The 19690-nt window shown below is 68.8% G+C and carries 18 protein-coding genes; 1 reads left to right on the top strand and 17 read right to left on the bottom strand.

Annotated elements, in window-relative coordinates; translation table 11 throughout:
• Positions 1-19: 19 nt before the first annotated feature.
• Complete coding sequence (locus O9Y01_RS18750) at positions 20-466, top strand: hypothetical protein (RefSeq protein WP_269633125.1); 447 nt, start codon at positions 20-22, stop codon at positions 464-466.
• On the opposite strand, the gene O9Y01_RS18745 is transcribed toward O9Y01_RS18750, so the two are convergent.
• From O9Y01_RS18745 to O9Y01_RS18665, 17 genes are all read right to left on the bottom strand, one after another.
• Positions 467-1468: a recombination-associated protein RdgC gene (locus tag O9Y01_RS18745; RefSeq protein WP_269633124.1), complete on the bottom strand. Its 1002-nt coding sequence runs from the start codon at positions 1466-1468 to the stop codon at positions 467-469.
• Between the two features lie 165 nt (positions 1469-1633).
• Positions 1634-2293 carry a DsbA family oxidoreductase gene (locus O9Y01_RS18740; protein WP_269633123.1) on the bottom strand — a complete coding sequence of 220 codons (660 nt, stop codon included), beginning with the start codon at positions 2291-2293 and terminating at the stop codon, positions 1634-1636.
• A 63-nt stretch (positions 2294-2356) separates the two neighbouring features.
• Positions 2357-2749 carry a hypothetical protein gene (locus O9Y01_RS18735; RefSeq protein ID WP_269633122.1) on the bottom strand — a complete coding sequence of 131 codons (393 nt, stop codon included), beginning with the start codon at positions 2747-2749 and terminating at the stop codon, positions 2357-2359.
• 66 nt (positions 2750-2815) lie between these two features.
• Positions 2816-3781, bottom strand: a complete 966-nt coding sequence (locus O9Y01_RS18730) for a succinylglutamate desuccinylase/aspartoacylase domain-containing protein (protein ID WP_269633121.1) — start codon at positions 3779-3781, stop codon at positions 2816-2818.
• A gap of 11 nt (positions 3782-3792) precedes the next feature.
• Positions 3793-4707: a PIG-L deacetylase family protein gene (locus O9Y01_RS18725; protein ID WP_269633120.1), complete on the bottom strand. Its 915-nt coding sequence runs from the start codon at positions 4705-4707 to the stop codon at positions 3793-3795.
• Positions 4708-4792: 85 nt separating this feature from the next.
• On the bottom strand, positions 4793-5737 hold the full coding sequence (locus tag O9Y01_RS18720; protein ID WP_269633119.1) for a DMT family transporter: 945 nt from the start codon (positions 5735-5737) through the stop codon (positions 4793-4795).
• Positions 5738-5812: 75 nt separating this feature from the next.
• Positions 5813-7306, bottom strand: a complete 1494-nt coding sequence (locus tag O9Y01_RS18715; RefSeq protein ID WP_269633118.1) for an aldehyde dehydrogenase — start codon at positions 7304-7306, stop codon at positions 5813-5815.
• Between the two features lie 60 nt (positions 7307-7366).
• A complete protein-coding gene (locus tag O9Y01_RS18710) occupies positions 7367-8773 on the bottom strand; it encodes a DUF3138 family protein (protein ID WP_269633117.1) in 1407 nt (468 codons plus the stop codon).
• A 78-nt stretch (positions 8774-8851) separates the two neighbouring features.
• On the bottom strand, positions 8852-9709 hold the full coding sequence (locus O9Y01_RS18705) for an ABC transporter permease subunit (RefSeq protein ID WP_269633116.1): 858 nt from the start codon (positions 9707-9709) through the stop codon (positions 8852-8854).
• Positions 9706-10647 carry an ABC transporter permease subunit gene (locus O9Y01_RS18700; RefSeq protein ID WP_269633115.1) on the bottom strand — a complete coding sequence of 314 codons (942 nt, stop codon included), beginning with the start codon at positions 10645-10647 and terminating at the stop codon, positions 9706-9708. Before O9Y01_RS18700 ends, O9Y01_RS18705 begins: the two co-directional genes overlap by 4 nt.
• Positions 10648-10654: 7 nt before the next feature.
• Entirely contained in the window at positions 10655-11764 is a 1110-nt protein-coding gene (locus O9Y01_RS18695) for an ABC transporter ATP-binding protein (protein WP_269633114.1), read from the bottom strand.
• 25 nt (positions 11765-11789) lie between these two features.
• Positions 11790-12938, bottom strand: coding sequence for a polyamine ABC transporter substrate-binding protein (locus O9Y01_RS18690; RefSeq protein ID WP_269633113.1), 1149 nt, complete (start codon positions 12936-12938; stop codon positions 11790-11792).
• Positions 12939-13108: 170 nt separating this feature from the next.
• Positions 13109-14512 (bottom strand): aspartate aminotransferase family protein, encoded by a 1404-nt coding sequence (locus O9Y01_RS18685; RefSeq protein WP_269633112.1) that lies wholly within the window; start codon positions 14510-14512, stop codon positions 13109-13111.
• A 118-nt stretch (positions 14513-14630) separates the two neighbouring features.
• Positions 14631-15998, bottom strand: a complete 1368-nt coding sequence (locus tag O9Y01_RS18680; protein ID WP_269633111.1) for a glutamine synthetase family protein — start codon at positions 15996-15998, stop codon at positions 14631-14633.
• Positions 15999-16081: 83 nt separating this feature from the next.
• Positions 16082-16906 (bottom strand): gamma-glutamyl-gamma-aminobutyrate hydrolase family protein, encoded by an 825-nt coding sequence (locus tag O9Y01_RS18675; RefSeq protein WP_269633110.1) that lies wholly within the window; start codon positions 16904-16906, stop codon positions 16082-16084.
• Positions 16906-18222 (bottom strand): NAD(P)/FAD-dependent oxidoreductase, encoded by a 1317-nt coding sequence (locus O9Y01_RS18670; protein ID WP_269633109.1) that lies wholly within the window; start codon positions 18220-18222, stop codon positions 16906-16908. The genes O9Y01_RS18675 and O9Y01_RS18670 overlap by 1 nt, the downstream gene beginning before the upstream one ends.
• Positions 18223-18250: 28 nt before the next feature.
• Entirely contained in the window at positions 18251-19567 is a 1317-nt protein-coding gene (locus O9Y01_RS18665) for an aspartate aminotransferase family protein (RefSeq protein ID WP_269633108.1), read from the bottom strand.
• Between the last annotated feature and the right edge of the window lie 123 nt (positions 19568-19690).

Raw genomic sequence — 19690 nt, 5'->3', positions numbered from 1 at the left:
GCATCCGTTCCTGCCCTCCATGCGCGCTCCTCTGCTCAAACTGCCCGGCTGGCACAAGCGCTGGCTCTACACCAGCTTCACCGTCCTGGCCGCCACCGGCCTGGCCTGGCTGCTGCTGCACTACGGGCGCGAGGCGGACACCCTGCCGCCACCGGCCGAGGCCTGGCTGCTGCGCGTGCATGGCCTGGCCAGCATGTTCGTGCTGATGGGCCTGGGCATGGTCGCCGGCAGCCATGTGCCCGCCGGCTGGCGGCTCAGTGCCCAGGCCGGCCGCCTGGGCCAGCGCCGCAGCGGGCTGTGGCTGAGCGCCGTGTTGACGGCCGTGGTGCTGACAGCCTATGGCCTGCTGTACCTCGTCCCCGAGGCCTGGCACGAGGCCACGGGCTGGGTGCACGCCGGGCTGGCGCTGAGCCTGGCCCTGCTGTGGGCCTGGCACCGCCCGCGGCGCCATCGCCCGGGCGCCTGATCAGTCCCAGGGGGCCGGTTCTTCGGAGCCGGCTGCCGTGGTGGCCGTGGCGGGCAGGGCCGGTTCCTTCTGCAGCTGCAGGCTCACGCCCTGCAGCGCGGCCGCCGCGAAGTCGTGCTCGCCGCCCAGGCCGTAGATCAGGTCCGGCAGCAGCTGCGAGAGCTCACCGGTGGCCAGGGCTGCGTCGGCGTCGAAGGCCTCGTCCTTGCTGGGCTTGTCACGGCCTTCGAAGACGATGTCCAGGAAGGCGATCTTCTTGATGGACAGGGTGTCCGTCAGCAGGAAGGAGACGCGGTCGCGCCAGGTCAGTGCCAGCTTGGTGGGGCGCTTGCCGGCGGCCAGGTGCTGGCGCACCTCCTCGATGTCCAGCGGGTGGCGGGCGTAGCGCACGACGGACTTCATCTCGTCCTCGCTCTTGAGCTCGCACTCGCGGTCCACGGTGAAGCCTGCAGGCGGCACGCCGTCGGACAGCCAGGCGGCCATGCAGGCGGCGGGCGTCTCGGCGGTCTGCAGCAGCTGCACGACCAGGCTGGGCAGGCACTTGACGAGCAGGGTGATGAGCTCGTCCGCCTTGCTGACCGAGCCGGCGTCCACCATCAGCAGGCGCTGCTTCACATCGATCCAGACGCGCGTGGCGCCCTGCTTGGTGAAGGCCTGGGGCAGCAGCTCCTGCGTGACCTGCTCCTTGAGCTCGTTCTTGACCTTCTTGCCCGGCTTGCGGCCGGTTTCCTGCTCGATGCGCTCGCACAGCTCGTCGACCCGGCGTCGCACCACGGAGCCTGGCAGCACGCGCTGCTCGACCTGCAGCTTCAGCAGCCAGTGGCCACCGACGTCCTCGATCAGCGGCGCATGCGCGATGCCACGCGGCGAGACCCAGCCCGCCGAGAGCGGCTGCGTGGCGCCACAGGGCACGAAACGCTCGGGCTCCAGGGCCTCTTCGATCTCCTCGATCGTGGCCTGCCATTCAGGCGCGATGCGGTACAGCAGGAGATTCTTGAACACGGACGACCTCTCTCAAGCAAAAACGCCCCGGCGGGGCGTTCAACGATTCATTCCCAGGGCCGCGTGCCGCGGCCGACCGGAGGGCATTGTCGCTCAGCCGGACGGCGGCTCCGCCTGGGGGCGGCCCCCTTTACAAGCCGTGGCAAATGCGGGTGCGGCTGGTGCTCAGGCGCCCGCGGCCTTGGCTTCCTCGGCGGCGATCTGGCGCAGGGCCTGGGCAAAGACCTCCGGCGGCTGGCCGCCCTGCAGCAGGTAGCGTTCGTTGATGACCAGCGCCGGCACCGAGCTGATGCCCTGAGCCTGCCAGTAGGACTCCTGCTCGCGCACGGCCTCGGCATGGGCATCGCTGTCCAGCACGGCCTCGGCGGCGGCGCGGTCCAGGCCGGCACTTTCGGCGGCGGCCAGCAGCACCTCACGGGCGCCCGGGTTGCGTCCCTCGGTGAAATAGGCGGTGAAGAGCGCCAGCTTCAGGGCCTTCTGCTTGACGAGGTCGGTCTCGCCGGCCCAATGCAGCAGTCGGTGGGCGTCAAAGGTGTTGTAGATGCGGTCCCGCGCGCCCTTGGTGAAGCTGAACCCCAGTGCAGCACCGCGCTGGCGTATCTGCTCGCGGGTCTGCTCCAGCTGGGCGGGGCTGGCGCCGTACTTGCGGGCCAGGTGGGCGTTGATCTCCTCGCCCTCGGCCGGCATCTGCGGGTTCAGCTCGAAGGGCTGAAAGCGGATCTCGGCCTGCACTTCGGGGACCTGGCTCAGGGCCTGATCCAGGGACTTGAGCCCGATGGCGCACCAGGGGCAGGAGACGTCGGAGACGAAATCGATCTTGAGCATGGGGCGATGGTAGTGTGCGGCGGCCGCGCCTGCCGGCATGGGGTCTTGCCGGCCGGGACGGCCTCAGGACGCGTAGCCCAGGCTGCCCAGCCATTGCAGGGCGTCGGGCAGGTCGGCGCAGTCCTTGCGGGCGACGCGCTTGGAGGTCTCGCGCCGCAGGCCCTCTGCCATGCTGGCATGCAGGGTCGTGGGCATGGCCACCGCGTAGGCGCCCAGGCCATGGGCCACGGCGTCCAGGAAGAAGTCCAGCCAGGCCTTGAGCGCCTCGGGCGTCGCGCCTTCCCAGGCCTCGAACAGGCCCACCATGGCCCAGGGCGCCGGATGCCGCGCCCACAGCGCACTCGCGTCGCGGTGCAGGTGGCGCGCCGCGACCTCGTTCCAGACGCCCTCGTAGCGGATCACAAGCACATCACCCCGCCACTGGAGGTGGAAGTTGCCGTGTTGATTCCAGTCCATGAGCTGTTCAGTGAGCTGTTCCTGCGGCGAGTGTAGAGGGCTGTGAAAGCGATGCCATGCCCTGGATCACACCGGACGCTCGCTGGCCCGGGCCCAGAACACCCATTCGGTGCCGACGGCGGCCTTCTCGTCCGGGAAGACCAGGCGGCCGTCGCCCGGCGCCCGCACGGCCTGCCCGTCGTGTCGCCAGCCGATGCATTCGCCGGCGCTGACCGCCTCGAAATTGCGCCAGGCGCGGGCGAAGCGGTCCTGGGGATGCTGTCGATCGAAGACCTCCAGCATCTCCAGCAGCTCGGGGGCCGGGGAGGGCGGGGCTTCAGCCTCGCCCGGATCGATCATGTCCAGCAGGGCCAGCGCCCGCCGCACGGCGCGATAGGCGACGCCCACGGCCGCCGGGTCCGCATGCTGGCCGCACTCCAGCGTGACGCCGTAGCCGCCCGCCCGGCGCATGGCCTCGGTCGTGCCAATGGCCTGGGCGATGCCGGCCGGGTCCGCGCCCCGCTGCGCCAGCCCGCGGGCATAGCAGCGCATCCATCCTTCGACGATGCGGGGGGCGCCCAGGGCCCGCGCCAGCCGGGCCTCGGCCGCGGCATGGGCGAAGGGCTCCAGGGGGCCGCTGTTGTCGGGCGGGCCCAGCATCACGAAGGGCTCGCCTTCACCCTGGAAGGAGTGCAGGTCCAGCAGCACCTCGTGTGCCGCCAGCAGCGGGCACAGCGCTGTGGCGATGCGGTCCTCGTGGTTTGCCGGCTGCGGCGTGGGCATCAGCTGGCGGTTGAGGTTGCGTTCGCCCTGGCGCTGACGGCGCTGGTAGGCCAGGGGGTTGGTGACGGGCAGCAGCGTCAGCTGGCCGCGGCGCAGTGGCAGCGCGCCGGTGTCGAGATCGTCGATCAGGCGAGACAGGGCCTGGGTACCGCAGGTCTCGTTGCCATGCACGGCGGCGGTGACCAGCAGGCGAGGGCCGGGCTCCAGCGCGAGGTACTGGTGCAGGCGCAGATGGCCCAGAGGCACGGACTCGGATGGCAGGAGCCCCATGCGAGTGGCGCTCAGGCCAGGCTGAGGCGCTCGGCGGCACCGGCCATGCGGGGCGGCAGGTCATCCTGCTCGCGGCCGGCCAGCCAGCGGGTGAGGCGGTACAGGGTGGCGAAGCCGAAGGCCGGCGGTGCGGTGCCGGCGCCGGCGATCATCTCGCCGCCGCGGCGCACGTTGTCGGCCATCCAGGCCGGCAGGCGCAGGTGGTAGGGGTTGCGGGCGACCTCGCCAACATGACGGGACAGGGCCTGCACCAGGCGTGCCAGGTCTTGCCTGGAGCTCTCCACCATCAGGTTGGCGCCGGACTGCGGTGCCCAGTATTCGGTCTGGGCCACCAGGCCGTTGTAGCCCGCGGCCTGCAGGGCATCCAGGGCCAGGCGGTGCACGCCCATGTGGGTGGCGATGCCGTCGCCCTCGTGCGGCAGCAGCACCAGGGCAGGCTGCTCACGGCGCAGCAGGGCGGCGGCCTTGTCGACATGGGACTGCCACAGCAGGGGCTGGGCGATGGGGGTGTCGGGGCGGACCTGCTCCAGGCCGCCGTCGGCCAGCTGCAGTGTCTCGAAGTCCAGCAGTTCGCAGGCCTGGCGCAGCTCCTGCCAGCGCGGCTGGCGCCGGGCCTGGTTGCTGCCCAGCGTCACGGCCACATTGCAGACGCGCCAGTGCGACTCGCGCCGCAGCCGCAGGGGCAGGGCGCCGACGATGCATTCGTCATCCGGATGGGGCGAGAAGATCAGCGCCAGCGGCGTGTGGCCGCGGCGCTTGCGGGCCGGCGAGGCTTCGTCGCACGGGGGGAGCTGCATCAGGCGGGCCCAGTCGTTGACCCAGTCCAGCCAGGCGGCGAGTTCGCGGGCTCGGGCAGTCTCAGTGGCGGGCAGACGGCCCTGCTGGGCATCTTCGGCTTCGAGGGCTGGGGGGCGTGGAGAGGGCATCGAGAGTACAGCGGCGACGGTCCGCTCAATGGTAGGGCATGGAGCGGGCACCGTGCGCCCGCATGCCGCGCAAATGCCCCCAAACTCAGGGATTGCCCTGCCCTGGCGCGACCACGGCGGTGGGCCGCTCGCCACGCTCGGGCCAGGTCGCCAGCAGCACGCCGCTGAGCGCCAGCCCATAGGCCAGGCCCTGCGTCAGCTGCAGCTGCTCCTGCAGGAAGGCCCAGCCCACCAGGGCCGTCGCCACCGGCAGAAAGACCATGAACACCCCGGCCTGCGAGGCCGGCACGGCGCGCAGGCCGCGCATCCACAGCACCACGGTGACCATGCTGGCTGCCGCGGCATAGAAGAGCAGCAGCGCCCAGTGCGGCAGGGGTACCGCGCTGAAGTCGAAGCTCAGCGCCTGCCACAAGCCCAGTGGCGTGACCAGCGCCAGGCCCCAGAGGTTGATCAGCGCGCTGATGCGGCGCGGGGCCAGGTCTTGCGTCAGGCGCTTGCCGATGACGACATAGGTCCCCTCGCAGAACACCGCCGCCAGCACCAGGGCCAGGCCCAGGGGCGTGGACTGCGCCGCGCCGCCCTGGCGTTCCAGCGCGACCAGCGCGATGCCCGCCACACCCAGCACCAGGCCCGCCAGCACCTGCGGCCGCAGCCGCTCTCTCAGGAACAGAGCGCTCAAGAGTGCCACCGCCGCCGGGATGCCCGCCATGATCACCCCCGCCGCCATGGCCGAGCACTGCCGCAGGCCGAAGAGCAGGCAGATGGAGAACAGGAAGTTCCCGATGAAGCTCTCCAGGAAGAGCAGGCCGCGCGTGCGCGGGCTCAGCGGCGCGGCGCCCGTCGGGGCCTTCACCCAGCCCGCCATCAGCACCCCCGCGATGCCGAAGCGCAGCCAGGCCAAGAGGAAGACCGGAAAGCTCAGCAGCAGGAGCTTGGACAGGCCCACATAGCTGCCGACCAGGCTGGTGCTGGCGGCGAGGCTGAGGTAGGCGGCGAGGGGGACGCGGGCTGTCGCGTGCAGGGACTTCATCCCGCCATTGTGGGCCGCCTCAGCGCTTCAGGCCCTTCTCGATGTGCGCAGGGCGGCTTGCCCCGCCACACCCGTTCAGGCTCCGTTGATGCGCAGCCAGGTCGTCTTCAGCTCCGTGTACTTGTCGAAGGCGTGCAGGCTCTTGTCGCGGCCATTGCCGGATTGCTTGTAGCCGCCGAAAGGCACGGTCATGTCGTCTTCGTCGTACTGGTTGACGTGGACGGTGCCGGCCCGCAGGGCGCGGGCCACGCGGTGGGCGCGGTCGAGGTCGGAGCTCCAGACGCTGGCCTGCAGGCCATAGCTGGAGTCGTTGGCCAGGCGCAGGGCCTCGGCCTCGTCGTTGAAGCGCAGCACGCTCATCACCGGGCCGAAGATCTCCTCGCGGGCGATCTTCATGCCATTGCTCACGCCGCTGAAGATGGTGGGTGCGACGTAGAAACCGCCGCTCTCGGCCCGGGCCTGCGTGGCGCCGCACAGGGCGCGCGCACCCTCGGCCAGGCCGGACTCGATGTAGCCCATCACCGTGCGCAGCTGGCCCTCGTCGACCAGGGCGCCCATCACGGTGGCGGGGTCCAGCGGGTCGCCCGGCTGGTAGCGCGGCGCCTGCTGGGCCAGCAATGCCTCGAACTCGTCGGCAATGCTGGCGTGCACCATCACCCGCGAGGGCGCATTGCAGCTCTCGCCCTGGTTGAAGAACATGCTGCCGGCCACGGTGCGGGCGGCGCGGGCCAGGTCCTTGAAGTCCGGGAAGACGAGGAAGGCGCTCTTGCCGCCCAGCTCGTTGAAGACGCGCTTGAGGTTGGATCGGCCGGCGTACTCCAGCATCTTGCGGCCCACGCGCGTGGAGCCGGTGAAGCCGATGGCGTCGACGTCCATGTGCAGGGCCAGCGCCTCGCCGGCCTCGTGGCCGTAGCCGGGCACCACGTTGAACACGCCCTCCGGCAGCCCGGCCTCGACGGCCAGCTCGGCCAGGCGCAGGGCCGTCAGCGGGGACTTCTCACTGGGCTTGAGCACGACCGAGTTGCCCGCCGCCAGTGCCGGGCCCAGCTTCCACGAGGCCATGATCATGGGGTAGTTCCAGGGCACGATGGCGCCGATGACGCCCATGGGCTCGCGGGTGATCAGGGCCAGGGCGCTGGGGCCGGTGGGGGCGATCTCGTCATAGATCTTGTCCACGGCCTCGGCGTACCACTGGATGCAGCGGGCCGCGGCCGGTACGTCCACACTCAGGGCGTACTGGATGGGCTTGCCCATGTCCACGGTCTCGAGCAGGGCGAGTTCGTCACGCGCGGCCAGGATCTTGTCGGCGAACTTCAGCAGGATCTTCTTGCGCACGGCCGGCGGCTTGGCGGACCAGCGGCCGTCCTCGAAGGCCTGGCGCGCGGCCTGCACGGCGGCGTCGATGTCCTGGGCGCCGCAGCGGGCGACCTGGCCGATCACGCGGCCGTCGATGGGCGAGATGCAGTCGAAGTGCTCGCCCGCCACGCTGTCCACGCGCCGGCCCTTGATGAAGGGGCGGCCGTCGATCTGAAGGGCCTGGGCACGCTGGTGCCAGTCAATGGTGCTCATGGGTCATCCGTGATCGTTGGCGGGGCCGGCCGGGCCTCGTGGGCCGGCCGGACCGCGGGCTCAGAAGCTCAGCACCATGGAGGTGCCCAGCAGCTGGTTGGTCTTGGTGAAGCTGCCATCCTTGGTGTTCAGGAACACCGGCAGGCTAGCGCCATCGTAGCGGTACTCGAGCTTCCAGATCGTGTTCTGGTTGAGCAGGTAGCTGAGACCCAGGCTGAGGGCGTAGCGGTTCGCGCCCTTGCCGGCGGTGTCGGGGTCGGGGTTGGCGTCATCCCAGAAGAAGCCGTTGCCGCGGCCGATGCCGTTGTGGCTGTCGTCGTAGCTGTAGCCGAAGAGACCGCCACCGTTCTTGCTGTTGCGCAGGTAGTCCAGGCGGCCCGTGACTTCCCAGCGCGGGATGAACTTGTAGGCCATGAGCGTGGACAGGCCGCTCCAGCTGGCGTCGCGCAGCTGGCCGTCCTCGTTGAAGATGGCGGCGTGGCGCTGGCGTCCCCAGGAGAGCTGGCCCTGCCAGGTGAAGTCGCCGCGGATGAAGTAGGCGTCGAACTCCAGCATGTCCACGCGCGTGTCCTTGCCCGCCTGGTCGGCGAAGCGCGGGGCGCCGCTGCCGTCGAGGGCGTCGGTCGCGTAGTTGTAGGCCTTGCCGTGCAGGCCGGTGAAGCCGAAGCCCTGGAACTCGCCCTTGGCGTAGTCCACGCGGTAGACCAGGGCTGGTGTCTTGTTGCCGGCGCTCTTGCGCGAGTTGTTCACATTGGCCAGGCCGGCCTTGATCATCCACTTGCCGCGGGTGATGTCGGCCACGGCGCCGGTGTAGGCGGTGGGCGCGGTGTAGTCGAAGAGCAGGTTGTGGGTGATGAGCTTGTTGAGGGGCGGGGCGGTCATCTCGTAGCCCGTCCAGTCGGGGATCTGGCCCACCCAGAGGCGGGTCTGCAGGTCGCCCAGGGGGATGTTGACACTGGCCTCGTGGACGATCGAGCCCCCGTTGAAGACCGAGCCCGTGCCGCGGTCCGGTGCCAGGGTCAGCTTGTAGCGGGTGCCGCCGTCCATCTCCTTCTGGAAGTCCAGCAGGGCCATGCCGAAGTAGCCTGAGTCGTAGGCGTAGGGGTCCTTGTTGAGGAGCTGGAAGCCGGCGGTGTTCTGGGCCTTGTTGGCGATGAAGGTGGGATCGATGAAGCCGGTGATCTTGAGGTTCTTGAGGCCCAGCGCTTCCTGGGAGTCCTCCAGCGCCTCGGTCTTGACGGCGATGCGGTTGAACTCCCGCACCTGTTCGGGCGTCATGCCCCATTGGGCCTCGGCGGGCTTGGCCGCCTTGCCTTCGGCGGCCTTGAGCTTGTCTTCCAGCTGGGTGACGCGCTCCTTCAGTGCGCGCAGCTCCTTGAGCAGCTCCTCATTGCTTTGAGCCTGAACGGGCCAGCCATAGGCCAGGGCCAGGGCGGCGGCGAGGAGGGCCAGGGTGTGCTGCTTCATGGGGAGCTCCTGAGGTTGTGGTGAGTCGTGAGTCGGATGCGTTGACAGGGAAGGAAACGGGAGGTGGTGACCGGGGGCTCAGCCACTGTCGCGCTGCGCCGCGGCGAGTTCGCGGGCCAGGCGCCGCTCGCGCCGCGCGATGGCCAGGCTGGCCGCGACAATGCCCAGGGACACCACCACGATGACCACCGTGGCCACCGCATTGATGCTGGGCGACACGCCCAGGCGCGCCCGCGAGAAGATCACCAGGGGCAGGGTGGTGGAACCCGGGCCCGACAGGAAGGCCGAGAGGACGACGTCGTCCAGCGACAGCGTGAAGGTCAGCAGCCAGGCCGAGAGCAGGGACTGCGAGATCATCGGCAGGGTGACCAGGAAGAAGACCTGCAGCGGCCGCGCACCGAGGTCCATGGCGGCCTCCTCCAGCGAGGGGGGCAGGTCTTGCAGCCGCGCCTGGATCACGACCGTGGCATAGGCCAGGCCCAGCAGCAGGTGGCCCATCCAGATGGTGAGGCTGCCACGCTCCGGAAAGCCCAGGGCTCGCTGCACGGACACCAGCATCAGCAGCAAGGACAGGCCCACGATCACCTCCGGCATCACCAGCGGCGCATTGACCATGCCCGCGAAGAGCGTGCGGCCCTTGAAGCGGCGGTACTTCACCAGCGCGAAGGCCGCGAAGCAGCCCAGCAGCACCGAGGCCGAGGCCGTGAAGAAGGCGATCTTGAGCGAGAGCCACAGACCGGCGAGCAACTCGCGGTCCTCGCCCAGCTGGCTGTACCAGTTCAGCGTGAAGCCGCCCCAGACCGAGGGCACGGGCGAGGCATTGAAGCTGTAGATCACCAGGGCCAGCAGGGGCAGGTAGAGGAAGGCGAAGCCCAGCAGCAGCCAGGTGCGGGCCACCGCGCGGCTGCTGCGCGGGCCGAAGATCGCGCGGCTCATGATCTGGCCTCCTGGCTCTCCGCCTGGTATTTGTTGAAGAGCGCCAGCGGCACGATGATCAGCAGGATCACGACCACCGCCACGGCCGAGGCCATGGGCCAGTCGTTGTTGCTGAAGAACTCGTCCCACAGCACGCGGCCGATCATGAGCGTCTGCGGGCCGCCCAGCAGCTCGGGGATCACGAACTCGCCCACGCAGGGGATGAAGACCAGCATGGAGCCCGCGATGATGCCGGCCTTGGACAGCGGCACCGTGATCTTCCAGAAGGCCGTCCAGGGCGTGGCCCCCAGGTCCGCCGCGGCCTCCAGCAGGCGCAGGTCCATCTTGGAGAGGTTGGCGTACAGCGGCAGCACCATGAAGGGCAGGTAGGTGTAGATCATGCCCAGGGCCAGCGAGAAGGGCGTGTTCAGCAGCATGCCCGGCGCGGGGATCCAGCCTGCGGCCGCCATGAGCCTGTCCAGGCCGAGCCCCTCGATGGCCTGCGCCACCCAGCCCTTGTCGGCCAGCAGGCCCTTCCAGGCATAGACGCGCAGCAGGAAGCTGGTCCAGAAGGGCAGCATCACCAGCATCAGCAGGGCCGGTTGCAGCGTGGCCCGGGCCCGCGCCATGAAGTAGGCGAAGGGATAGCCGATGAACAGGCAGCCGAGGGTGGTGATGCCCGCGTACTTGAGGCTGTTGAGGTAGGCCTTGAAGTAGAGCTCGTCTTCGGTGATGAAGAGGTAGTTGCTGAGCTTGACCGTCAGTGTGGCCACGCCGTCGGCGTAGCGCAGCAGGTCCTTCACATGAACGGTCTCCATCTCGGAGACGCTGATCTTCAGCACGATCAGGAAGGGCAGGGCGAAGAAGACCAGCAGCCAGGCATAGGGCAGGGCGATGACGGCGCTGCGACCGCGCCACCAGCGGGGTCGCCAGGCAAGAAGCTTGGAGGGCGTGCTCATGAGGGCCTCATTGCGTCAGCACGACCTGGGCGCTGTCCGTCCAGTAGGCCCAGGCCTCGTCGTCCCAGGACAGCACCTCGTCCGGATGCCGCGCCGTGTTGGCCTGCGAGACCTTCAGCACCGCCCCGCTGGGCAGCGCCAGGTGGTAGACGGTGTAGCTGCCGAAGTAGGACATGTCGCGGATGCGGCCCCGCACCGCATTGACATCGGTCCGCACCGGCGGCGTGCGCCCCAGCTGGATCTTCTCGGGCCGCAGCGCCACGGCCAGCTCCATGCCCTTGGTGCCCGTGATCCCGTGACCGACGTAATGGCGGCAGTCCGCGCACTGGATCTCCACGTGGTCCGCCTCGTCCACGTCCAGCGTGCCCTCCATGAGGTTGACGTTGCCGATGAAGTCGGCCACGAAGCGCGTGGCCGGCGTCTCGTAGATCTCGCCCGGTGGGCCCACCTGCAGGATGCGGCCCTCGCTCATCACGCCGATGCGTGAGGCCATGGTCATGGCCTCCTCCTGGTCGTGGGTCACCATCACGCAGGTCACGCCGACCTCCTCGATGATGTTGACCAGCTCGATCTGCGTCTCCTCGCGCAGCTTCTTGTCGAGCGCCCCGAGCGGCTCGTCCAGCAGCAGCAGCTGAGGCTTCTTCGCGAGGCTGCGGGCCAGCGCCACCCGCTGCTGCTGGCCGCCGGAGAGCTGGTGTGGCTTGCGCTTCGCATACTTGCCGAGCTGCACGAGCTTGAGCATGGCCTCCACCCGCGCCTCGATCTCCGGCTTCGGGCAGCCGTCGCGGCGCAGGCCGAAGGCGATGTTGTCCCAGACGCTGAGGTGCGGAAAGAGCGCATAGCTCTGGAACATCATGTTGATCGGACGCTCGTAGGGCGCGAGGCCGGCGAGGTCCTGGCCGTTGAGCACGATGCGGCCGCTGGTGGGCGTCTCGAAGCCGGCCAGCATGCGCAGCAGCGTGGTCTTGCCGCAGCCCGAGGAGCCGAGCAGGGCGAAGATTTCGCCCTGCGCGATGTCCAGGGACACGCGGTTGACGGCGACGGCGCCGCCTCCGAAGTCCTTGAGTACCTGGTCGATCTGCAGGTAGGGCGTCGAGGCGGCGCTGGGGCTCATCATGATGCGGGCGTGCTCCGGAGGGGGATCAGATGCCGGTCTTGAACGAGGTGTACATGCGGGTCATCTGGCGCCGCACGTCGTTGTTGATGGCATCGGGCGCGGCCATGCGCTTCATGTCGGTGTCGCTCAGGAAGACCGTCGGGTTGCTGGCCACCTCGGGCTTCACGAACTTGCGCGCCTCCTTGTTCGGGTTGGCGTAGAAGACCTTGTTGGTCAGGCCGGCATGGATCTCGGGGCGCAGGATGAAGTTGATGAACTTGTGCGCGTTGCCGGGGTGGGGCGCGTCCATGGGGATCACCATGGTGTCCATGAAGATGATGCCGCCGGTCTTGGGGATCAGGGCCTCGATCTTCTGGCCGGTCTTGCCGTCGATGGCGCGCTGGCGGGCGATGTTGATGTCACCGGACCAGCCCAGGGCCAGGCAGATGGAGCCGTTGGCCATGTCGTTGATGTAGCCCGAGGAGCTGAACAGGGTCACGTAGGGGCGGATGGCCTTGAGCAGGGCCGGCACGCCGGCGTAGTCGGACACGCTCTTGCTGTAGGCCGGCTTGCCCAGGTAGTGCAGGGCGGCGGGCACGACCTCGGTGGCGGAGTCCAGGAAGCTCACGCCGCAGCTCTTGAGCTTGGAGATGTACTCGGGCTTGAAGACCAGGTCCCAGGTGTTCTCCGGCATGGGCGTGCTGCCCAGCGCGGCCTTGACCTTGTCCACATTGATGCCCACCGTGGTGAAGCCCCACAGCCAATTCACCATGTACTCGTTGCCCGGGTCCAGCCTGGCCAGCTGGGTCTGCACCTCGGGGTCCAGGTTCTTGTAGTTGGGGATGAGGCTCTTGTCGATCTTGCGCAGCAGGCCGCCGTCCGCCTGCAGCTTGGCCCAGTAGGAGGAGGGCACGACGACGTCATAACCCGTCTTGCCCGCAACCAGCTTGGCGTGGACGATCTCGTTGTTGTCGAAATTGTCGTAACGCACCTTGATGCCGGTCTCCTTCTCGAAGAGCTTCAGCGTGTCCTCGGCGATGTAGTCGGACCAGTTGTAGACGTTGAGCACCTTCTCCTCCTCCTGCGCCTGGGCGGCCGGCGCGAAGAGGGCGCCACAGGCTGCCGCCAGGGGCAGCAGAAAGCCGGGCAGGGCACGGAGCAGGGACTGCGGAAGGGACCGGGTGGGCTGCGACATGGAAGAACCTCCTGGAAAACAATCAGAACCAGTGGACGCTGCAAGAGCGCGTGTCATGAAGCGCTGGGGTCAGGTCTGAACCCCTGGGCAGAAAATGGTGCGAGCCAGTCTAGGCGGCGGGCCAGCCGCCAGGCATTCGCCAAAACCCGTGCTGTGGCGCGGGCCCGCCGTCACAGCCAGCCCTTTGTCTTGAGTTCGCTCAAGCTGAGATCCAGGCAGCGGCGGATCAGGGCGATCATCTCGTCGACCTGATCCCGGCTCATCACGAGCGGCGGTGCGACGATCATGCGGTCACCCACCGCGCGCATGATCAGCCCGTTACCGAAGCAGTGCGCGCGGCACAGCATGCCCACCTCCAGCGCGGGGTCGAAGGGCTGGCCGCTGGCCTTGTCCTTGACGAGCTGGAGCGCGCCCATCATTCCGCAGGTCTGGGTTTCGCCCACCAGGGGATGGTCCTCGAGGCTGGCGAAGCCTGCAGCCAGCTGCGGGCCGATGTTCTGGCGCACATGGTTGACCAGGTTGAGCTGCTGGATCAGCCGGATGTTGGCCACCGCCACCGCGCAGGCCGTCGGGTGGCCGGAGTAGGTGAAGCCGTGGTTGAACTCGCCGCCCTGCTCGATCAGCACCTTCGCCACCTTGTCCGACACCATCACCCCGCCCAGCGGGATGTAGCCCGAGGTGACGCCCTTGGCAAAGGTCATCAGGTCGGGCTTCGTGCCCATGGTCTCGCAGCCGAACCACTGGCCGGTGCGGCCGAAGCCGCAGATGACTTCGTCGCTGACCAGCAGGATGCCGTAACGGTCGCAGATGCGCTGGATCTCCGGCCAGTAGGTGCTGGGCGGCACGATGACGCCGCCCGCGCCTTGCACCGGCTCGCCGATGAAGGCGGCCACCTTCTCGGGGCCGATCTCCAGGACCTTGGCCTCCAGCCAGCGCGCGGCCGTCAGCCCGAAGTCCTCGCGGGACTGCTCGCGGCCCAGCTCGAACCAGTGCGGCTGTTCGATGTGCGCAATGCCCGGGATGGGCAGGCCGCCCTGCGCATGCATGCCGCTCATGCCGCCCAGCGAGGCGCCGGCCATGGTGGAACCGTGGTAGCCGTTCTTGCGGCCGATGATGATCTGGCGCTCTGGCTGCCCCAGGCTGGCCCAGTAGTGCCGCACCATGCGCACCACCGTGTCATTGCCCTCGGAACCCGAGCTGGTGAAGAAGACCTTGCTGAACTGCGGCGGCGTGACCTCGGCCAGCAGTTCGGCCAGCTGGATGGCCGGCGGCGTGGAGGTCTGGAAGAAGGCGTTGTAGAAGGGCAGCTCCTTCATCTGCCGGGCCGCGGCGTCGATCAGGGCCTGCTGGCCGTAGCCGACGTTGACGCACCACAGGCCGCTCATGGCGTCGAGGATCTTGTGGCCCTCGCTGTCCCAGAGGTAGATGTTCTCGGCGCGGGTGATGATGCGCGCACCCTTGCGTGCCAGACCGGCGTGGTCGGTGAAGGGGTGCATGAAATGGGCGCTGTCGGCCTCCTGCCATTGGCGGGTGCTGCGCGCGGCGGCGCTGACGGGGGCTTGCACGGTGCTCATGGGGTGTCCTTCCTCACGCCGTGGCGTGGAATGGGGTCACTGGAATCTTGTCGGTGTAGGCAGCGGCTGAGGGTCAGGTCTTGCCTGCCCGGCCGGAGCCGGGTCAGGCGGGACAGACTCAGACGTGCAGCAGCAGGTGCTCTCGTTCCCAGGGCGAGATGACCTTCATGAACTCGGCGTACTCGATCTCCTTGATCTCCGAGTAGACCGTCACGAAGGACTCGCCCAGGACCGAGGCGAGGTCCGTCTCGGCGCGCAGCAGGGCCAGGGCCTCGCCCAGGCTGCGCGGGAGCTGGTAGTCGCCCAGGTAGGCGTCGCCCTTGCACTCGGGCGTGGGCTCGATGCGATTCTTGACGCCCAGGTAGCCGCAGGCCAGGGTGGCGGCCAGCGCGACGTAGGGGTTCGCATCGGCACCGATCACGCGGTTCTCGACGCGCCGCGCGGCGGGTGGCGCCACCGGCGAGCGGATGCCCACCGTCCGGTTGTCGATGCCCCACTGGATGTTGATGGGGGCGGCCGTGAAGCGGGCCAGGCGCCGGTAGCTGTTCACATAGGGCGCGAACAGGGCCATGGCCGCGGGAATGTAGCGCTGCAGGCCGCCGATGTACCAGTAGAACTCCTGGCTGGGGCTGCCGTCCTCGTTGCTGAAGAGGTTGCGGCCCGTGGCCTTGTTGATCACGCTCTGGTGCACATGCATGGCGCTGCCCGGTTCGCCGGCGATGGGCTTGGCCATGAAGGTGGCGAACATGTCGTGGCGCAGAGCGGCCTCGCGCACCGTGCGCTTGAAGAAGAAGACCTCGTCCGCCAGCCCCAGCGGGTGGGCGTGGAAGAAGTTGATTTCCATCTGCCCGGCGCCGATCTCGTGGATCAGGGTGTCCACGTTGAGCTCCATCTTCTCGCAGTAGTCGTAGACGTCCTCGAAAAGCGGATCGAACTCGTTCACTGCGTCGATGGAGTAGGCCTGGCGCGAGGTCTCGGCGCGGCCGCTGCGGCCCACGGGCGGCTTGAGGGGCACGTCGGGGTCGGTGTTGCGGGCGACGAGGTAGAACTCCAGCTCGGGCGCCACCACCGGGTCCCAGCCCTCGGCCGCGAAGAGGTCGCAGACCCGGCGCAGCACCGAGCGCGGGGCGAAGGGCACGAGCTTGCCGTCGCGGTCGAAGCAGTCGTGGATGATCTGGGCGGTCGGGTCCACGGCCCAGGGGACCAGGCGCACCGTGCTGGGGTCGGCCCGCAGGTGCATGTCCATGTCATTGGGGCTGATGACGTCGTAGTAGGGCCCCTCTTCAGGAAACTCGCCGGTGACGCCCATCGCCACCACCGCTTCGGGCAGGCGCATGCCGCGGTCCTCGGTGAACTTCTCGCGCGGGAGGATCTTGCCGCGTGCCACGCCGGTCAGGTCGGGCACGAGGCATTCCACCTCGGTGACGCGATGCTCACGGAACCATTGTTCGAGCTCGCTGAACGTGATTTCTTTTCTGACCACCATCGTTGCCTCATCTTCTGGTCTTGGCCCCGGGTCATACCCACCGGGGCTTCGGATTGCTAGAACTCGGTCGGGGGTCAGCGGCGCTAGGTCTCGGGGTCGCTCTTGAAATCGTGGCGGGGCTGGCGGATCTCGTTGCGGTAGTCGCGGAAGGCCGCACAGGCTTCGCCGAAGGCCTTGAGCATCTTCATCGAGACCGGATTGCTGGCCGCCTGCCATTCGGGGTGCCATTGCAGGCACAGCGAGAAGCCCCGGCTGGCCTCGACGCTGAAGGCCTCGACCAGGCCGTCCGGCGCCACGGCCTCGACGCGCAGGCCCGGTGCCAGTGTCTTCACGCCCTGGCCATGCAGGGAGTTCACGCGGAAGTGCTCATGACCCAGCAGGCCTTCGAGCACACCACCGGGCATGACATGCACCTCATGCTGCTCGGCATAGGCAATCTCGGGCGGCTGGCCCTCCGGCGCGCGGTGATCGTTCAGGCCCGACTGCTCCTGCACGGCCTGGTGCAGCGAACCGCCGAGCGCCACATTGGCCTCCTGGAAGCCGCGGCAGATGGCGAACAGCGGCATGCCCAGCCGCAGGGCCCTGGGGATCAGGGGCAGGGTCCAGGCGTCGCGGTCCGGGTCCAGGGGCAGGGCGGGGTTGTGGACGTCCTCGTCGAAATGGCTGGGGTGCACATTCGAGGGCGAGCCCGTCAGCAGCACGCCATGCGCGATGGCCAGCAGCTCGTCGATCTCCTGCAGGCTGGCCGAGGGCACGACCAGGGGCAGGCAGCCCGCCAGGCGCACGGCGTCCACGTACTTCTTGCCAGCGATGTGGAAGGGGTGCTCTCCCACCTGGCGATTGCAGGCGGGGACCAGCACGATGGGCTTGCCGGCCGGGCCGGCAGCGGAAGGCGCGTCGCGGTGCATCACAGCAGGTCCCTCAGTCGGTAGTACGCCATGCCCAGCACCAGGGCCGGCGTACGCATCAGTGTGCCACCGGGAAAGGACCGGTGGCGCAACTTCCCAAAGCAGTCGAAGCGGCTGGCATCGCCATGCATGGCCTCGGCCACCACCTTGCCCGCCAGCCCGGTCAGCGCCAGACCGTGGCCGGAGAAGCCTTGGAGGTAATAGACGTTCCGATGATCGCCCAGGCGGCCGAAGTCCGGCGCGCGGTTCATGCTGATGTCCACGAAGCCACCCCATGCATGGCTCATGCCAACGTCGGCCAGCTGCGGGAAGGTGCGCACGAGGCGCTCGCGCATGCTCTGCATCAGGTCCCGCGGCGTGACCATGCTGTAGCTGACGCGGCCGCCGTAGAGCAGGCGGTGATCGGCCGTGGGGCGGAAGTAGTCCAGCACGAAATTGGTGTCACAGACCGCGCTGCGGCTGGGAATCAGGGCCTGCAGGCGCGCCGGGTCCAGGGGCTCGGTGCAGACGATGTAGGTGCCGACCGGCATGATGCGGTCCGCGAGCGCGGGCGCGAGCCCGGGGGCCAGCGCCTGCAGGTAGACGTTGCCTGCCAGCAGCACCTGTCTGGCGCGCACGCTGCCGCTGCTGGTGCAAAGCCGCTGGCTGCCGTCGGTCTGCGCCTCCATGCGGTGCACGGCGCTGTGCTCGTGCAGGGTCGCCCCGGCGGCCCGTGCGGCACGGGCCAGGCCCAGGCAGTACTTCAATGGATGCAGGTGGCCGGAGCGGGCGTCGTGGATGCCGGCATCGAAGCGCGGGCTGGCGATCCAGTCCTGCAGCTGCCCCGGTGGAATCCAGGTCAGTGGGTAGCCGTAATCCCGCTCGACCCGGTCGGCCCAGGCGCGCAGCTCCACCGTCTTGGAGGGTTTGGTGCTGAGGCCCAGGAAGCCCGGCTGCCATTCGGCCTCGATGCCATGGCGCTGGCAGCGCTGCTGGATCAGGTCCAGGGCCTCCAGGCTCATGTCCCAGAGGCGGCGGGCGTCGGCCAGGCCCAGCTGGCTTTCGATCGTCGTGTTGTCACAGGCCAGGCCATGGATGGCCTGCCCGCCGTTGCGGCCCGAGGCCCCGCCGCCGACCAGCCCCGCCTCCAGCAGGCGCACGTCCATGCCACGCTCAGCGAGCTCCAGCGCGGCGGACAAGCCCGCCAGGCCACCGCCCACGACGGCCACATCCGCCTCCACGGCCTCGTGCAGCGGCGCGTAGCCCTCCTGGCGCGGCGCGGTGGCGGCGTAGTAGGAATCCCGGGCGAGGTCCTGGTCGATCCGGAGCAGGCGCATGCAGCAGCGATGAGACGAGGCCGCAGCCTCAGGCCACCCGACGCAGGGCGGTGCGGATGGTGTCGACCAGGCGGTCGATCTGCGCGGGCTCGATGATCAGGGGCGGTGACAGCGCGATGGTGTCCCCCGTGGTGCGGATCAGCACGCCCTGTTCCCAGCAGTCCAGGAAGACGTTGAAGGCCCGCTTGGCCGGCTCGCCCGGCAGGGGCGACAGCTCGATGCCGCCGACCAGGCCCATGTTGCGGATGTCGATCACATGCGGCTCGCCCTTCAGCGAGTGCAGGGCCTCGGCGAACTGGCCCTGCAGGGCGCTGGCACGGGTCAGCAGGCCTTCCTCGGCATAGGTCTTGAGTGTGCCCAGGGCGGCAGCGCAGGCCAGCGGGTGGGCCGAGTAGGTGTAGCCGTGGAAGAACTCGATCAGGTGCTCAGGCCCGCTCATGAAGGTGTCGTAGATCTTCTGCTGGGCGAAGACGGCGCCCATGGGCACGCAGCCGTTGGTGAGGCCCTTGGCCACGGTCATCAGGTCGGGCGTGACGCCGAAGGTCTGGGCGCCGAACGGGTTGCCGGTGCGGCCAAAGCCGGTGATGACTTCGTCGAAGATCAGCAGGATGCCGTGCTTGTCGCAGATGTCGCGCAGGCGCTGCAGATAGCCTTGCGGCGGGATCAGCACCCCTGTGGAGCCGGCGATGGGCTCGACGATCACCGCGGCGATGGTCGAGGCATCATGCAGGGCGACGAGGCGTTCGAGATCGTCTGCCAGTTCGACGCCGTGGGCCGGCTGACCCACCGAGTAGGCATTGCGCGCGGGGTCATGGGTGTGGCGGATGTGGTCCACGCCACCCAGCATGGTGCCGAACATCTTGCGGTTGGCCACCATGCCGCCCACGGAGATGCCACCGAAGTTGACGCCGTGGTAGCCCCGCTCCCGCCCGATCAGCCGGGTGCGCGAGCCCTCGCCACGCACGCGGTGGTAGGCAATGGCCATCTTCAGCGCGGTGTCCACGGACTCGGAGCCGGAGTTGGTGAAGAAGACCTTGTTGAGTCCGGCGGGCGTCAGCTGCACCAGCTGCTCGGCCAGCTCGAAGGCCTTGGGGTGGGCCATCTGGAAGGGCGGGGCGAAGTCCAGCTCGGCGGCCTGCGCCTGGATGGCCTGCACGATGTGCGGGCGGTTGTGGCCGGCATTGACGCACCAGAGGCCGGCGATGCCGTCCAGCACCTGGCGGTCGCGGTCATCGCGGAAGTACATGCCGTCGGCGCCGGTCAGCAGGCGGGGCGCCTTCTTGAACTGCCGGTTGGCGGTGAAGGGCATCCAGTAGGCATCCAGCGCGGCGGGATTGAGGGTCATGAAAAGGCTCCGGGTGATCGAATCGGCTGCGTTTCGGTGCATTCAGACGCAGCAGGCAATTCACCCAGTCTAGGCATTCCGTCACGCAATAGGCTTGCAGATGCGCACCGTGCAAACCCTTGG

Origin of the sequence: Pelomonas sp. BJYL3 (assembly GCF_027257975.1) — a bacterium.
GTDB classification, from domain to species: Bacteria; Pseudomonadota; Gammaproteobacteria; order Burkholderiales; family Burkholderiaceae_C; genus Roseateles_B; species Roseateles_B flavus.
The sequence above is the reverse complement of the archived record's forward strand: the minus strand, read 5'-3'. Positions and strand labels throughout refer to the sequence as shown.

Excerpts from the sequence above, each read along its gene's own strand:
- O9Y01_RS18700 (WP_269633115.1), bottom strand. The coding sequence starts at position 10,647 with ATGAGCACGCCCTCCAAGCTTCTTGCCTGGCGACCCCGCTGGTGGCGC.
- O9Y01_RS18685 (WP_269633112.1), bottom strand. The coding sequence starts at position 14,512 with ATGAGCACCGTGCAAGCCCCCGTCAGCGCCGCCGCGCGCAGCACCCGC.
- O9Y01_RS18670 (WP_269633109.1), bottom strand. The coding sequence starts at position 18,222 with ATGCGCCTGCTCCGGATCGACCAGGACCTCGCCCGGGATTCCTACTAC.
- O9Y01_RS18690 (WP_269633113.1), bottom strand. The coding sequence starts at position 12,938 with ATGTCGCAGCCCACCCGGTCCCTTCCGCAGTCCCTGCTCCGTGCCCTG.
- O9Y01_RS18695 (WP_269633114.1), bottom strand. The coding sequence starts at position 11,764 with ATGATGAGCCCCAGCGCCGCCTCGACGCCCTACCTGCAGATCGACCAG.
- O9Y01_RS18665 (WP_269633108.1), bottom strand. The coding sequence starts at position 19,567 with ATGACCCTCAATCCCGCCGCGCTGGATGCCTACTGGATGCCCTTCACC.
- O9Y01_RS18735 (WP_269633122.1), bottom strand. The coding sequence starts at position 2,749 with ATGGACTGGAATCAACACGGCAACTTCCACCTCCAGTGGCGGGGTGAT.
- O9Y01_RS18720 (WP_269633119.1), bottom strand. The coding sequence starts at position 5,737 with ATGAAGTCCCTGCACGCGACAGCCCGCGTCCCCCTCGCCGCCTACCTC.
- O9Y01_RS18680 (WP_269633111.1), bottom strand. The coding sequence starts at position 15,998 with ATGGTGGTCAGAAAAGAAATCACGTTCAGCGAGCTCGAACAATGGTTC.
- O9Y01_RS18750 (WP_269633125.1), top strand. The coding sequence starts at position 20 with ATGCGCGCTCCTCTGCTCAAACTGCCCGGCTGGCACAAGCGCTGGCTC.
- O9Y01_RS18730 (WP_269633121.1), bottom strand. The coding sequence starts at position 3,781 with ATGGGGCTCCTGCCATCCGAGTCCGTGCCTCTGGGCCATCTGCGCCTG.
- O9Y01_RS18725 (WP_269633120.1), bottom strand. The coding sequence starts at position 4,707 with ATGCCCTCTCCACGCCCCCCAGCCCTCGAAGCCGAAGATGCCCAGCAG.
- O9Y01_RS18710 (WP_269633117.1), bottom strand. The coding sequence starts at position 8,773 with ATGAAGCAGCACACCCTGGCCCTCCTCGCCGCCGCCCTGGCCCTGGCC.
- O9Y01_RS18715 (WP_269633118.1), bottom strand. The coding sequence starts at position 7,306 with ATGAGCACCATTGACTGGCACCAGCGTGCCCAGGCCCTTCAGATCGAC.
- O9Y01_RS18740 (WP_269633123.1), bottom strand. The coding sequence starts at position 2,293 with ATGCTCAAGATCGATTTCGTCTCCGACGTCTCCTGCCCCTGGTGCGCC.
- O9Y01_RS18675 (WP_269633110.1), bottom strand. The coding sequence starts at position 16,906 with ATGCACCGCGACGCGCCTTCCGCTGCCGGCCCGGCCGGCAAGCCCATC.
- O9Y01_RS18705 (WP_269633116.1), bottom strand. The coding sequence starts at position 9,709 with ATGAGCCGCGCGATCTTCGGCCCGCGCAGCAGCCGCGCGGTGGCCCGC.